The organism is Pseudomonas sp. Q2-TVG4-2 (assembly GCF_013620795.1).
Taxonomy (GTDB): Bacteria; Pseudomonadota; Gammaproteobacteria; order Pseudomonadales; family Pseudomonadaceae; genus Stutzerimonas.
Genome location: NZ_LGLW01000002.1, coordinates 154267 through 168216 on the forward strand (window position 1 = coordinate 154267; position 13950 = coordinate 168216).

The following is a 13950-nucleotide window of genomic DNA, read 5'->3' on the forward strand; positions in this document are numbered from 1 at the left end:
GGATCAGCTCTCCAGGGTCGCGCTCAGGCTGATTTTGGCGTTGAGGACCTTGGATACCGGGCAGCCTTCCTTCGCCTGATTGGCGATCTGCTGGAACTGGTTTTCGTCTGCGCCGGGAACCTTGGCGTTCAGCGTCAGTGCGATAGCGGTGATCGAGAAACCCTCGCCCTCCTTGTCCAAGGTGACTTCGGCTTTCGTCTCTATGCGTTCGGCCGTGAGGCCGGCTTGGCCGAGCATCATCGATAGCGCCATGGAAAAACAACCGGCATGGGCCGCGCCGATTAGCTCTTCAGGGTTGGTGCCCGGTGCGTCTTCGAAACGCGTGTTGAAGCCGTAGGGGTTGTCCTTTAGCGCGCCGCTTTGGGTGCTGATGGTGCCTTTGCCGCTTTTCAGGTCACCTTGCCAAATGGCGGATGCGGTTTTTTTCATGGTTCCTCCGGATGCTGCGAGTGGACGAATGGCGGCGCTGACCGCCGCTTGGCTGCACGCGGAGCAATACGGCCGACCTGCCGGTCGGCCTGCTTCGTGGGCTATTGCTGTTCGGCTGCGAGAATGGCGTTCGCCAGCTGCATGTCAGTGGCCTGCAGCTGTGGTTGCTCACTGCGTAGCTTCAGGAGCATCGCTTCGAGATAGGGACCACGGATGGCCCCATCGCTGGCCACGAAGCTGCCAGCGTCCTCGCGCGCGGCGGCGACCAGTTTGTCGTCGCGGAAGGTCATGTAGGTGGAGGCGGTCGTCGCGCCCGAGGACAGAATCTGCCGGACGAAGCCGTTGTCGGCCATCGCCGCACCAAAAGGAATACAGCTCAGGGTAATTGCCGCCAGCATTGTTCTGCGCATGATGGGTGCCTCCGCATGATCCTTCTCTAAAGAGTGCACAGCGGTCGGCAGAGTTCCTCGGCGACGCTATCCGCTGCGTTCGATCAGCTCGCGAACCTTGGCGGCGAGCTGATCGATGCTGAACGGTTTAGCCAGCATGTCCATACCGGGCGCGAGGAACTCTGCGCGAACCTCGGCATTCGGTGCATAGCCGGTGATGAATAGCACGCGCAGCTCCTGGCGGTGTTGGCGAGCGAGTTCGGCCAGTTGGCGGCCGTTGATGCCCGGCAGGCCGAAATCGCTGACCAGCAGGTCGATACGCTGATCGCTCTGTAGGTGAGGCAGCGCGGTGCCGCCGTCCACTGCCTCGAGGACCTGGTAACCCAGCTCCTGCAGCACCTCGACTACCAGCATGCGTACGGCGGCCTCATCTTCCACCACCAGCACGGTTTCGTTGGTCCGTGCGCCGTGTACCGCTACTGGAGCGCTCTGGCTTTGCTCGAGCTGCGCCGTCTGTACTCGGTTGCGCGGCAAGAATAGCGTGATCAGCGTGCCCTGACCGGGCGTACTGTCGATGCGCACGTGGCCACCGGTTTGCTTGACGAAGCCATAGACCATCGACAATCCGAGGCCAGTGCCTTGGCCGATGGGTTTGGTGGTGAAGAACGGGTCGAAGGCTTTGGCGACCACTTCTGCCGGCATGCCGGACCCATTGTCGGCCACGCTGAGGGTGACGTAATCGCCCGGCTCGAGGCTGTCGGGTTGCGAGCTGCTGATCTGTGCGCAGCCGGTCTGAATGATCAGCCTGCCGCCGTCACTCATGGCGTCGCGGGCGTTGATCACCAGATTGAGCAAGGCGTTTTCCAGCTGATGCGCATCGGTGTGGGCCAACCAAGGCTCTGGCTGCAGGTGGGTTTCAAATTCGATGTGCTCGGCCATAGTGCGGCGCAGCATGTCCTCCATCGACTGCACCAGCTGATTGATGTCTACCGGTTGTGGATCAAGTGACTGGCGTCGGGCGAAGGCCAGCAGGCGGTGGGTCAGGGCGGCGGCACGGTTGGCCGAGCTGGTGGCCGCCTCGACATAGCGGCCGAGATCGTTCACCCGTCCGCTGGCGACCCGGCGCTGAATCAGGTCGAGCGCGCCCAGGACGCCGGTGAGCATGTTGTTGAAATCGTGGGCGAGGCCGCCGGTGAGCTGACCGATGGCTTCCATCTTCTGCGCATGGCGCAGCGTTTCCTCGGCGCGCTCGCGTTCGCCCATTTCCAGGTGCAACAGGTGGTTGATTTCGGCGAGTTCTCGGGTGCGCTCGGCGACCCGCCGTTCGAGGTTGTCGTTCAGCTCGCGCAGCGCCTCTTCCGCCTCGACCTGGGCGGTGATGTCGGTGTTGGTACCGAACCAGCGGGTGACCTGGCCGAAGTCGTCGCGAATGGGCACCGCACGCGAGAGGAACCAGCGGTACTGGCCGGCCTTGCCGCGCAGCGGGAAGGTTTCTTCCCAGATCGAGCCGATGGCCACCGCGCGCTTCATCGAGGCGCTGACGCGCACATGGTGATCGGGATGATGCACCGAGCGCCAGCCCAGGGCGCGCATGGCTTCGAAAGTGGTTCCGGTGTAGTCGTACCAGCGCTTGTTGTACCAGTAGATGCGCCCGACCGGATCGGCCATCCAGGCGAACTGGCTCATGTTGTCGGCGAGCGTGCGGAACTGCTCTTCGCTGGAACGCAGCGCGCGTTCGGCGCGCATCCGCTCATCGGCGGTCCAAGCCCGGTCGGCGACCTCGCGGATGAAGGATATGTCCTCCTCGGCCCACTCTCGCGGGTGGTCCTGCAAGAGGATCAAGGCGGCGATCAAGCGCCCCTGATCCTGCAGCGGAACGCACACCAGGCTCTGAATTCGTCGCAGCCGTAGGCTCGATGCCTGCGCGGCGGTGCGGGGGTCATGCAGGACGTCTTCCACCACCACCAGTTCATCGTTCTGCAGGTCACAGACGAAGTCGCCATAGTCGGCGAAGCACATGCGCTCGCTGTAGTCGCCCAGCGCCCCGTCGCTCCAGTACCGCTCAATGGTGGCGTACTGGCCCCCGGGGTCGAGGGTCAGAAAGGCCGCGCGGGTCACGTTCAAGGTCGTGCCCAGGGCGCGCACCGCGGCGGTGACGATCGTGATGCTGTCCGGCTGCCCGCGCAGCAGGTCGCCCAGCTCCATTAATACCGACTGGCGCTGTTCGGTAATCCTGCGCTCCTGTATCTGCTCTTCGAGCAGTGCGTTCATGCGCAGCAGTTTGAGCGCGGCATTGCGCTCCTCAGTAATTTCCCGGGCGGTGCCGAGCAGGTGAATCCGGCCGTCGGCATCAAGCACGCGGCGGCCGCGGTTGGTTAGCCAACGGAACCGGTCATCGGTTTCGTTGTAGACCCGGTAGTCGAGATTCAACTCGCCATCGCGGACACCTTCGAGAGCGTTGCGGAAGGCATCGAGCAGGGCGCGTCGATCGTCTGCATGGACCCGTGCAAGGAATTGGTCGACAGACAGTGCCGGCTCGTCCGGCGCGATGCCCGCGAGAGCCTTGAGCTGCGCATCCCAGCGCAGCGTGTTGCGTTCGAAGTCGTATTCCCAGACGCCGATCGAGGCGATTTCATTGGCCAGGCTGACGCGTTGTTCGGCCTCCCGCAGTGCATTGCGTGCGCGTAGCCGGTCGGTGGCGGCGCGGATTCGCTCGGCGACTTCGCGCACCAGCGAGATGTCGGCCTGGCTCCAGGGTCGTGACTGCCGGTTAGCGAATAACAGGAAGGTGCAATGCTCGCTCTGTTCCAGCACTGGCGCCAGAAGCAGGCTGCGGTAGCCAAGCCGATCATGCAATGCGCGGCAGTTATCGCTGCAATCGGCCTGGTCAAGCAGGTCCTCGAATGGCACGGCCTGGCCCTGCGAAAGGCACTGGCGCAGGGTGTGCGCGCACTCGCCGAGCCGATGCAGATCGGTTCGCTCACGGCCGGCTTCCTGCGGCCACTTCTGGTTGATGACCAGGCCGTCGCGGTCGTCGAGATGACCGCTGGCAATGTGGTCGATGGCCATCAGCTGGGCCAGCCGCTCGGGCATCATCTCAAACAGTTCGATACGGCGATCGCCGTCCTGCAGGCGGTCGCTGAGCTCTAGCAGATAAGTCTGCTGTGCCTCGCCCCGGGTTCGCTCGCTGATATCGGTAAAGGTGCAGATGGCGCCCTGCAGCACGCCGTCCCGGTACAGTGGCGCGACCCGGTACTCCACCGGCAGGCTGGTGCCGTCCTGGCGAAAGAACAGTTCATGCTCGATATGAGCGGGTTCGCCGGTACGGGCGGTGCGCTGGATCGGGCAATCCTCTGTCTCGTAGGGTGAGCCGTCCGAATGGCTGTGGTGCACGATCTGGTGCAGCTGGCGGCCAAGAACCTGCTCTTTATTGGAGAAGCCGAGCAGCGTGATGAACGCCTCGTTGCACAGCGTGATGACACCTTGAGTGTCGATGGAATAGAACCCTTCGCTGGCGGCGTCCAGCAGGCTGCGGGTGAACGCTTCGCTTTCCAGGCGCTCGGTCTCTACGCATCGCCGCTCGTGTATGTCCTGGGCTACCACCACCCAGTGCAGCAGGCGACCGTCGTGGTCGTAGACTGGCGCGCCGCAACCCTGGAACCATCGCGGGCAACCATCGGCGGCAAGCAGGGGGACCTCAAAGCTGCCTGATCTGCCGCTTTTCAATGCTGACGTCCATTGATGCAGCACCGCCTCGCGGTGGTCTGGCGCGACGGCCTCCATCCATCCCCAGCCGGCCGATTCTCTTGTCGACAGGCCGGTGAAATCGCACCAGTACCGATTGCAGAAGATCAGCGCGCCGCTCGCATCGCATTGCCAGATGACTTGAGGGCTGAGATCGACCAGCGCGCGGTAGCGCGTCTCGGCCTCGCGAATCGAAGCCTGGTCGCTATCCCGATCGCGCTCATCGTGCTCCCCGCTGCGGCGAGGTTCAAGCAGCGCAATAACCTGACGGCCCAGCGCCTGCAGATGTGCAAGCTGCCGCTCCGACAGCTGCTGCGGCTGGCTGTCAATCACGCAGAGCATGCCCAGCGGCAGGCCGTCTGAAGCTCGTAGGACGGCGGCGGCGAAGAAGCCCGTCGCACCTTCGCTCAGCGGATCATCGGGCATCTTCGAGGTAACCAGCGATTGCGAACCGCTCAGCGCGAGGTTGTAGAGCGCGGGATCAAACTCGAGGGGGCTGCCTTTGGTACTTACCGACGTTTTGACCCGTTGGCGCTGCCCATCAGCGAGCGTAATGGCAGCGTCGGAGCAACCACACAGATCTGCAGCGAGCCGTGCCAGGTCGTTGAAAGCCGCACCCAGCGGACTGTCGTAGATGCGGTAACGGCTCAGCGAGGCCAGTCGGTCGGCCTCAGTACTCTTGTTGTTATCGTTTTCTTCGATGTTCAAAACTTCTGCTCGGCTATCCATGGCGGCAAGATGAACGCTTGGGAATGAGGCCCAAGCATCGGTACGTGACAGAGTTTCGTATAAGTCAGCCGGCTGTTGTCACTGCGCAGGATATCTTGGGCAGTATCGCTGCCAAGTAGACCTCGGTCTACCGGCGCCTTCCAGTGCCTTCGGTCTATCCACGCGCATCTGTGCGCTGACCGCCCACCACTTAATTGTCGCCGGTTCGCTTCGCTGGATTACGGCTACCGGCTGCCCAGCAGCTCTCGCCGATCGGCGGCCAGCAGCGCGGCCAGCAGGTCGGCGTCTCGGCTATAGATGTCCGGGCGGAAGTGCGGTTGCCCAGCGCTGTCAGCTTCGGCCGTCCAGTAGGCCAGCAGTACCGGCGTCGGTTCGGCCAGATTGAATTCGTGGGTCCGGCCCGTTGCGAGCAACCGGTCGAAGCGTTCGCGCTCGCCATCGGACAGCAGCAGATCGACCAGCTGCATCACCGACTCGACCCGGACGCAACCGGAGCTGAACGCCCGTTGTGAGCGGTCGAACAGGCCTTGGCTCGGCGTGTCGTGCAGGTAGATGGCAAAGGGATTGGCGAAGCGGATAACCAGGCGCCCGAGCGGGTTGCCGGGCCCTTCGGCCTGACGCAGGAGAATCTTGCCGGGGTTGTCCCAGTCGATTTGTTCCGGTTCCAGCGTGTTGCCCTGATAGTCGAGCACCTGCATGTTCTGCTCGGCGAGATAGCCCAGATCTTGGCGAATGTTGGGCAGCTTGTCTTCGCGCAGGATGGTCGGCGGCACCGTCCAGGTCGGATTGAGCGTAAGGCGCGTGACGTTCGATTTGATCGCCGGGGTTTGTCGCGTATCGCGGCCGACCTGGCTGCGGGCCTGCCATTGCGGGCGATTGTCGCGGAAATAGATGACTTGCCCACCGGCGATGTCGACCAGCAGCGAGCGCGCCTCGATATCGCGGGACAGCCAGCGGAACCGCTCGAGGTTGATTTTCAGCTGGTTCAGCCGGTCGCTCGGGCTGACGTTAAGAGCGGCCAGGGTCTCGGCGCCCAGAATGCCGTCATCCTGTAACCCGTGCTGGGCTTGAAACGCCTTGACCGCCTGCTCGACCGGCTGGTTGTAGCGTGTCTCGATGCCGCCCGGCACCAAGGCATCGAGCAGATAGCCGTCGCTGATCAGCCGCTGGCGCAGCAATGGGACCCGTGGGTCCGACATGCCGGGGCGTAAGGTCCGGCCGGCAGGGATCGGCAGCCACTGCCGGGGCGCCTCGGCACGTAGGCGCGAATGGGCCTTGCGCAGGTTGTGGTATTGCTCGAGCGTCGGGCGCGCCCTATCGAAGGCCTGCTCGAGGTGCGCCAGGCCGGCGTCGGCGTTTGCCAGCAGTTGCTCGTTCGTCTGTTGTTGAACTGCGGCTGCAGGGCTGCGCCAGACCGGCTCCAGGCGATCCTGCGGCAGGCGCCCATGGCTCAGGTGCCGCAGCGCCAGCAGGTACCCGTGGGTGGCGAGGATGTCGCTGCATTCGCGGTGCAGCGGTTTGGTCGTGGCGGTCTGCATCGCCTGACGAATCGCTTCGGGATGGTAGATGACCGGGTTCAGTCCGTCATCGATCAGCCCGTTCAGTTGCGCGAGCAGCTTGTCGAGCTGCACGTAGGAGGTCCACAGCGCTTCGAACTGATGCCGGCGATAAAGCTCGGTCAGCTGCTGCCGAGCGCTTTCATCGATCGCCGCAAGGGGCGCCCCGCAGGTACTGGGCAGTGTCTCCAAGGCGTTGCGGATGGGGTTGAGTGGCTCATTGGCGGGTTGCGCCAGCGCCAGTACGGGTGCCAACAACAGTGCGCTTACCAGACGGAATGCATGTTTTTTGTACAACGCTTCACTCCCGGCCATCCCACCGACTGCTAGACTCCGCCGCTGATCCGTTGCGGCTTCTGGGAAAACCAGACCCTTCCGGGCCACTACAAAATGATCTGTCAGACGAAGTGGGAGCCCCTTCGCTCCCGTCTGACCTGTTTCGCTGAGCCCGCTCGGGTCGGCAGCGAGTCAAGGCGCCAGCCGAAAGGGACGTTCGGCCTTGGCGTCGGTGAGGTATATCAACACATGATGGTTTCGTTCCGACGCCTTTGTCTCGTGGCAGGCCTTTTCCTGTCAATGCCGCTACTGGCGGCCAGCCCTTCCTACCAGCCGATCGTGGACGACCTGTCCCCTCTGGCTCCGGCGCTGAATCCCGAAGTGCTCACGCACGCCGTAGCGGCCATGCAATGTGCGGTCAACAACGGCGCCAGCCCCGCACAGCGGTTGGCGGTGATCGATTTTTCGTTGCCGTCGTCGGAGCGCCGCCTCTGGATCTTTGACCTGAAACAGCGTCGATTGTTGCTGAAGGAGTTTGTCGCCCACGGGATGAAGTCTGGCGATAACCTCGCCACCCGCTTTTCCAACGTGCTGGGCAGCCATCAGTCGAGCATCGGGCTGTTCCGCACCGCCGAGAGCTACAGCGGCAAGCACGGTTATTCGTTGCGCATGGATGGCCTCGAGCCCGGCATTAACGATCTGGCCCGCGAGCGGGCGATCGTTATCCACCCGGCCGATTATGTGAATCCCGCCTGGATCGCGACTCAGGGCCGCATCGGCCGCAGCCAGGGCTGCCCCGCGGTGCGTCCGGAAGTGGCGCGTATGGTGGTCGATAGCCTGAAAGGCGGGCAGTTCATGTTCTCCTGGTACCCGGATCAGCAATGGTTGGAATCCTCTGCGTACCTGAATTGCAAGCCTTCCACCGTCGCAGGTATCTTGGCCGCGCGGCAGGGGTAGCTGGCGTAGGGTGGATCACGCTTCACCGATCCACCGGCGGAGTTGTGTGGATGTAAAAAGCGACATTCACCCTACAATCACCTCCAGCCTCCAGCCTCCAGCCTCCAGCCTCCAGCCTCCAGCCTCCAGCCTCCAGCTACTTCTGCTCACTCTGCGGCGTTACCCGCAGCACTTCTTCCAGCGTGGTCAGCCCCGCCGCGATCTTCTGCGCGCCGGACAGGCGCAGGCTGTGCATGCCGTCCTTGAAGGCCTGGCGGCGCAGGGCGATGAGATCGGTGTCGGCGGTGATCAATGGCTTGATCGCATCATTGAGCAGCATGATTTCGTAGACGCCGGCGCGGCCGCGATAGCCAGTGTCGCGGCATTCGATGCAGCCCACGGCCTGTTGCGCATTGCCTGGTAGCGGGGCGTTCCAGGGCTTGGTCAGCGCCTGCCAGTCGTCGGCATCCAGCTCTACGGGCGCTTTGCAGTGCGGGCACAGGGTGCGCACCAGACGCTGCGCCATCACGCCCAGTAGCGTCGCGCGCAGCAGGTAGTGCGGTACGCCCAGCTCCAGCAATCGCGTGATGGCGCTCGGCGCATCGTTGGTGTGCAGGGTGGACAGCACTAGGTGCCCGGTCAGCGCCGCCTGGATCGCCATTTCTGCGGTTTCCAGGTCACGGATCTCGCCGACCATGATGATGTCCGGATCCTGGCGCATCAGCGCGCGCACGCCGCTGGCGAAGGTCAGCTCAATGTTGTGCTGCACCTGCATCTGGTTAAAGGCGCCTTCGATCATTTCGATCGGGTCTTCAATGGTGCAGACGTTCACCTCCGGCGTCGCCAGCTGCTTGAGCGTGGTGTAGAGCGTAGTGGTCTTGCCCGAGCCGGTGGGACCGGTGACAAGGATGATCCCGTTGGGCTGGCCGGTCATGCTCTGCCAGCGACGCAGGTCCTCGGCGGAAAACCCCAGCTGATCGAAACCCTTGAGCAGCACTTCCGGATCGAAGATCCGCATCACCATCTTCTCGCCGAAGGCAGTCGGCAGGGTCGACAGGCGCAGCTCCACCTCGCCGCCTTCCGGGGTTTTCGTCTTGACCCGGCCATCTTGCGGCTTGCGCTTTTCCGCGACGTTCATTCGCCCCAGCGTCTTCAGCCGGCTGACCACCGCCATCGCCACCTGGGGCGGGAATTGGTAGACATTGTGCAGCACGCCATCGATGCGAAAACGCACCGTGCCCTGTTCGCGTCGTGGCTCGATGTGAATGTCACTGGCGCGCTGATCGAAGGCGTACTGGAACAACCAGTCGACGATGTTGATGATGTGCGAATCGTTGGCATCCGGCTCTTGATCGCTGGCACCGAGGTTCAGCAACTGCTCGAAGTTGCCGGTGCCGCTGATCTTCTGATCATTGGCGGTGGCCCCGGTAACTGACTTGGCCAGTCGGTAGAACTCCACAGTGAAGCGCTGCAGGTCGACCGGGTTGGCCACCACCCGCTTGATCGGCCGCTTGAGCACGTGGGTCAGGTTGGCTTCCCAGCTTTTCACGAATGGCTGACTGCTGGCGATTGTCACCGCCGAGCTGTCCACCGCCACCGCCAGAATCTTGTGGCGCTGGGCGAATGCGTATGACATGAGCGGCGTGACCGCGGCGACATTGATCTTCAGCGGATCGATGCGCAGATAGGGCTGTCCGGCCTGCTCGGCGAGCCAGACGGTCAGGCTTTCCAGATCGAGTTTTTTGCCGGGCCGCGCCAGATCGTCGAGTTGCTGTACGCCGAGGAATTCCAGCGGATGCTGCTGATTGTTCGCCGCGCTGCGCCGAAGGTTCATGCATTGCTCGGCAGTTTCCTGCTGCAGTCGTCCTTGGGCGACCAGGTCACGCAGCAGGTCATTGAGGTCGAGAAAGCGGTCCTGGGTGGGCGAGTTCAACACGGTATGGGGGCCTTTCGATCATTGCGGAAACGAAGGTTAAGCTTGCCGTTAAACGCGTGCTCTGTCTCTCCGGGCGGTTCAGCTTTGCGGAGTCGTCGGTGCGTCGCCGATGAATGACTGCGCAGCCTGGGTGCCGGATCCGGACAAAGCAGCGAGCATACTGCTTTACCCACCACGGTAACTCAGCGCGGTGGATCGATGGGGAATCGGGGCCGGGCGGCGTTCCAGCAATCGCGGGCGGGGCAGCAAGCCAAGCGAGGCAGACAAAGGCTGCCGTGCGAGCAAGCAGTGGGCTAAAGCCCACCCTACGCGGGGGAGGGTGGGTGCCGCTTTCTTTCTCCACCGCGGCAACGCTCAGGGCTATCCCGCCCGAGGTTCAGTAAGGACAGTTCGGCCTACGCCTTCTTGAGCAGCTGCTTCCAGGGCTTCAGCGTCCAGACCGTACGGGCCTGCTCAATGCGAGCATCGAGCAGCTCGTCGTTCAGCGGCTGCTGCGCCAGTGCATAGAGTTTGGCCAGTTCACCATAGAGACGGTCGACCTCCGGCAGCTCCAGCGTGGCGCGGGCCAGATGCAGCCAGACCAGCAGCCGTTCCATGCGTGGGCGCTGCTCGGCGAGGTCTTCGGGTTGCTGCTGATAGCGCAGCAGTTGCAATGCCTCGGCTTCCTCGCCCAGCAGACGTGGCAGCCAGTTACCCAACTCGGCAGCACCCTGGCGGTTACCGCGGTTGTTGCGACCGACCGTCCAGCCGCGCTGGAACAGCCACAGCGAGGCTTGCAGCGAGAAGAGGCCCCAGCGCGGCTGGGCCAGCTCTGCAGCGAAATCACCGGGTGCGGACTGGCGGATGCTCTCGTCGTCCTGGCCGGCTTCGATACGAGGGCGCCAATCCTGAATCAGCGCATCGAGCTGTTCACGCAGCTCACGGCTGGTGGCGCGCGGTGCAGCCTGACCGAGGCTGCCGAGCAGGGCGCGCAGTTCCACCAATTGCTGCAGCCATTCCCCGAGCAGCTTCCAGCGGCCATTGAAGCGGTATTGCTCCGCCAGCCGCTGGCTGTTCCCCAGCAACTGCCAAGACAGCGCGGCAAAGGCGTCATCCAGCGGCATCGTCGCCTCGAGCGCGGGTGCCGGCAGGGTCAATGAATAGCTGTCAGCGTCATACAAGCGGTAGCCGCGCTCGGCTTTGCTGATGTCGCAGGGCATTAGTGCCAGATCCGCAGCCAGCTCGGCTGCCAGCTCCAGCAGCGCCTCGGGGTCGCCCTGACGTAATTCCAGCTCCAGCTCGCAGATTTCCTCGCTCTGCTTGCCTACCACCACCTTGCCCAAGTCCAGCGCCGCCTCGATGACCACCTTAGCCTTACCGCGCCCCCAGGCGATCTCGGCTTTTTCACGCACGAAATCAGTGGTGAAGATCGGCTTCAGGGTTTTTTTGTCTAGCTCGGCGAGGGCGGCTGGCCAACATTCATTGTCGAGTTTCTTCAGGTCCAGCTTGGCCTTGTCCAGGTACCAGTCCCACTCGTTGCGCTCGGATAGCCCGGCAACACTCTGACCACGGCTTTTCAGGGTCTGGATGAACTGCTCGCCATCACGGCGCAGGCGCAGCGCAACCTTGGCATGAGCAAGTTCGCGTTCGGGCGTGTCGAAATACTGATTGAACAGCTCGTGCCGCTGCCAGCCGCTCTTGTTGCGCTTTTTCAGCAGCGGGTGGTCGCGCAGCGCCGCGAGGGTTTCGCGACTGGCGCGCAGTTTGATTTCAGTTTCTTTCTGCATGATGCCGAGATGATGCCTATGTTTAAGTGTGACTAACGTCACGCGGTAGCGGCCCTTTGAGGTCATCCGTATACTTGCCGCCTTCTGAAATCGGGGTGCTCCCTATGCCAATGAATCCTTTCGCCAGCTTGTTCGGACGCTCGCCAATCGGTCCGATGCAACAGCACATGGCCAAGTCCCACGAATGTGCCGCAAACCTGGTGCCGTTGTTCCAGGCGATTACGGCAGAAGATTGGGAGCGCGTCGAGCAGATCCAGCAAGAGATGGCCCGACTGGAAAACGAGGCCGACAAGCTCAAGAAAAGCGTTCGCCAGCATTTGCCTCAAAGCCTGTTTTTGCCGGTGCCGCGCTCGGATCTGCTGGAGCTGCTGAGTGTACAGGACAAAATTGCCAACCGCGCCAAGGACATCGCCGGGCTGATGTTGGGACGCTGCATGACCGTACCGCCGGCCATGCAGCCGGAAATGCTGGCCTTCGTGCAGCGCAGCGTGGATGCCAGCTGCCAGGCGCTGAAGGCGCTCAAGGAACTGGACTCCTTGCTCGAAACCGGCTTCAGCGGCCGCGAAGCCACGCTGGTTGAAAGCATGGTCGAAGAAATAGGCGAAATCGAGCGTGAAACCGACCGCATGCAGATCGCGGTGCGCCGAGCGCTGTTCAGGCTGGAAAAGGAATTGCCGCCGGTCGATGTGATGTTCCTCTACAAGATCATCGAATGGATAGGCGACGTCGCTGACCGCGCCGAGCGCGTCGGCAACCGTCTGGAACAACTGCTGGCGCGCTAAGCGCCGGCTTCCTTTACGGCTTCAACAGGTAATTTTTATGTCTTTTATCGCGGATTACGGCTTCGTACTCCTGATCCTTGCGTGCACGTTCGGCTTTTTCATGGCGTGGGGTGTCGGTGCCAACGACGTGGCCAATGCCATGGGCACCTCGGTGGGCTCCAAGGCGCTGACCATCAAGCAAGCGATCTTCGTGGCAATGGTGTTCGAATTCTGCGGCGCCTATCTGGCCGGCGGCGAAGTGACCGAAACGGTCAAGAGCGGCATCGTCGATGCTGCGTTAATCACGCCAGACCTGATGGTGCTGGGCATGATGTCGGCGCTTTTAGCCGCCGGCACCTGGTTGCTGATTGCCACCACCAAAGGTTGGCCGGTTTCCACCACCCACTCCATCGTTGGTGCGGTGATCGGCTTTGCCGCGGTCGGCATCTCTGTGGACGCCGTGCATTGGGATGCGGTGGGGCCGATCGTGGCGAGCTGGGTGGTTTCGCCAGTGCTCTCCGGGACTATCGCCTTCGGCATCTTCGTCAGCGTGCAGAAGTTGATTATCGACACTGATAATCCCTTCCAGAATGCCAAGCGCTTCGTGCCGATGTATATGTTCCTGACCGGCTTCATGGTCGCCCTGGTTACCCTTTCCAAAGGGCTCAAGCACGTCGGTCTGGACCTCAGCGGCGGGCAGAGTTTTCTGCTGGCGATAGCTGTGGGCGTACTGGTCATGTTGCTCGGCATCCTCTTGTTGCGGCGGATCCAGGTGGACGTGGAAGCGGACAGGGCTTTCCACTTCTCCAGTGTGGAAAAAGTCTTCGCCGTCCTGATGATTTTTACTGCCTGCGCCATGGCCTTCGCTCACGGCTCTAACGACGTGGCCAATGCCGTCGGCCCGCTGGCCGCTATCGTCGGCGTGCTCGAGGGCGGTGCTGACGTAGCCATCGGCACGAAATCCACAGTGCCCGGCTGGGTGCTGCTGCTGGGGGCGGTGGGTATCGTTATCGGTCTGGCCACCTATGGCTACAAAGTCATCGCCACGATTGGCAAGCAGATCACCGAACTGACTCCGAGCCGTGGTTTCGCCGCTGAGTTGGCAGCTGCCAGCACCGTGGTCGGGGCTTCGGCCATCGGCCTGCCGGTTTCCACCACCCACACATTGGTGGGTGCTGTGCTGGGCGTGGGTCTTGCCCGCGGCATCGGTGCGCTAAACCTCGGTGTGATCGGCAAGATCTTCATGTCCTGGCTGATCACCTTGCCGGTAGGCGCCGCGCTAGCCGTGCTGTACTTCACCATCCTTCGGGCGATCTTCGTCTGACGTAACGGCCAATCCCAAACCGCCGCGACAGTTTTTCCCGAACGGGAGAACTGCCGCGGCGCGTTTCATGTTTCACTGAGCGCCCTCGTCCCCGTCTTTCAGGA

Annotated in this window: 9 protein-coding genes; 3 read left to right on the forward strand and 6 right to left on the reverse strand. The window is 62.7% G+C overall.

Going from position 1 to position 13950, the window contains the following annotated elements:
* Window positions 1-3: 3 nt before the first annotated feature.
* The 4 genes from H3028_RS05780 to H3028_RS05795 all read right to left on the reverse strand — a co-directional run bounded on the left by H3028_RS05780 (window position 4) and on the right by H3028_RS05795 (window position 7144).
* Entirely contained in the window at window positions 4-429 is a 426-nt protein-coding gene (locus H3028_RS05780) for an OsmC family protein (RefSeq protein WP_181296109.1), read from the reverse strand.
* A gap of 101 nt (window positions 430-530) precedes the next feature.
* On the reverse strand, window positions 531-839 hold the full coding sequence (locus tag H3028_RS05785) for a DUF2388 domain-containing protein (RefSeq protein WP_181296110.1): 309 nt from the start codon (window positions 837-839) through the stop codon (window positions 531-533).
* Window positions 840-905: 66 nt separating this feature from the next.
* A complete protein-coding gene (locus H3028_RS05790; protein WP_375154394.1) occupies window positions 906-5270 on the reverse strand; it encodes a PAS domain S-box protein in 4365 nt (1454 codons plus the stop codon).
* Window positions 5271-5515: 245 nt separating this feature from the next.
* Complete coding sequence (locus H3028_RS05795) at window positions 5516-7144, reverse strand: murein L,D-transpeptidase (RefSeq protein ID WP_181296112.1); 1629 nt, start codon at window positions 7142-7144, stop codon at window positions 5516-5518.
* Between the two features lie 228 nt (window positions 7145-7372).
* Between H3028_RS05795 and H3028_RS05800 the strand changes: the two genes are divergently transcribed.
* A complete protein-coding gene (locus tag H3028_RS05800) occupies window positions 7373-8080 on the forward strand; it encodes a murein L,D-transpeptidase catalytic domain family protein (RefSeq protein ID WP_181296113.1) in 708 nt (235 codons plus the stop codon).
* Window positions 8081-8216: 136 nt separating this feature from the next.
* Here the strand turns inward: H3028_RS05800 and H3028_RS05805 are convergent, their stop codons facing one another.
* Together H3028_RS05805 and H3028_RS05810 are read right to left on the reverse strand one after the other, a co-directional pair.
* A complete protein-coding gene (locus tag H3028_RS05805; RefSeq protein WP_181296114.1) occupies window positions 8217-9995 on the reverse strand; it encodes a GspE/PulE family protein in 1779 nt (592 codons plus the stop codon).
* A 395-nt stretch (window positions 9996-10390) separates the two neighbouring features.
* A complete protein-coding gene (locus H3028_RS05810; protein ID WP_181296115.1) occupies window positions 10391-11761 on the reverse strand; it encodes an inorganic triphosphatase in 1371 nt (456 codons plus the stop codon).
* A gap of 104 nt (window positions 11762-11865) precedes the next feature.
* On the opposite strand from H3028_RS05810, the gene H3028_RS05815 reads away from it, so the two are divergent.
* Both H3028_RS05815 and H3028_RS05820 read left to right on the forward strand, forming a co-directional pair.
* On the forward strand, window positions 11866-12543 hold the full coding sequence (locus tag H3028_RS05815) for a TIGR00153 family protein (protein ID WP_168422611.1): 678 nt from the start codon (window positions 11866-11868) through the stop codon (window positions 12541-12543).
* Window positions 12544-12580: 37 nt separating this feature from the next.
* Window positions 12581-13846: an inorganic phosphate transporter gene (locus tag H3028_RS05820; protein ID WP_181296116.1), complete on the forward strand. Its 1266-nt coding sequence runs from the start codon at window positions 12581-12583 to the stop codon at window positions 13844-13846.
* Window positions 13847-13950: the final 104 nt, after the last annotated feature.

Coding starts and splice junctions, on each gene's coding strand:
- H3028_RS05810 (WP_181296115.1), bottom strand. CDS start 11,761: ATGCAGAAAGAAACTGAAATCAAACTGCGCGCCAGTCGCGAAACCCTC.
- H3028_RS05820 (WP_181296116.1), top strand. CDS start 12,581: ATGTCTTTTATCGCGGATTACGGCTTCGTACTCCTGATCCTTGCGTGC.
- H3028_RS05780 (WP_181296109.1), bottom strand. CDS start 429: ATGAAAAAAACCGCATCCGCCATTTGGCAAGGTGACCTGAAAAGCGGC.
- H3028_RS05800 (WP_181296113.1), top strand. CDS start 7,373: ATGATGGTTTCGTTCCGACGCCTTTGTCTCGTGGCAGGCCTTTTCCTG.
- H3028_RS05815 (WP_168422611.1), top strand. CDS start 11,866: ATGCCAATGAATCCTTTCGCCAGCTTGTTCGGACGCTCGCCAATCGGT.
- H3028_RS05785 (WP_181296110.1), bottom strand. CDS start 839: ATGCGCAGAACAATGCTGGCGGCAATTACCCTGAGCTGTATTCCTTTT.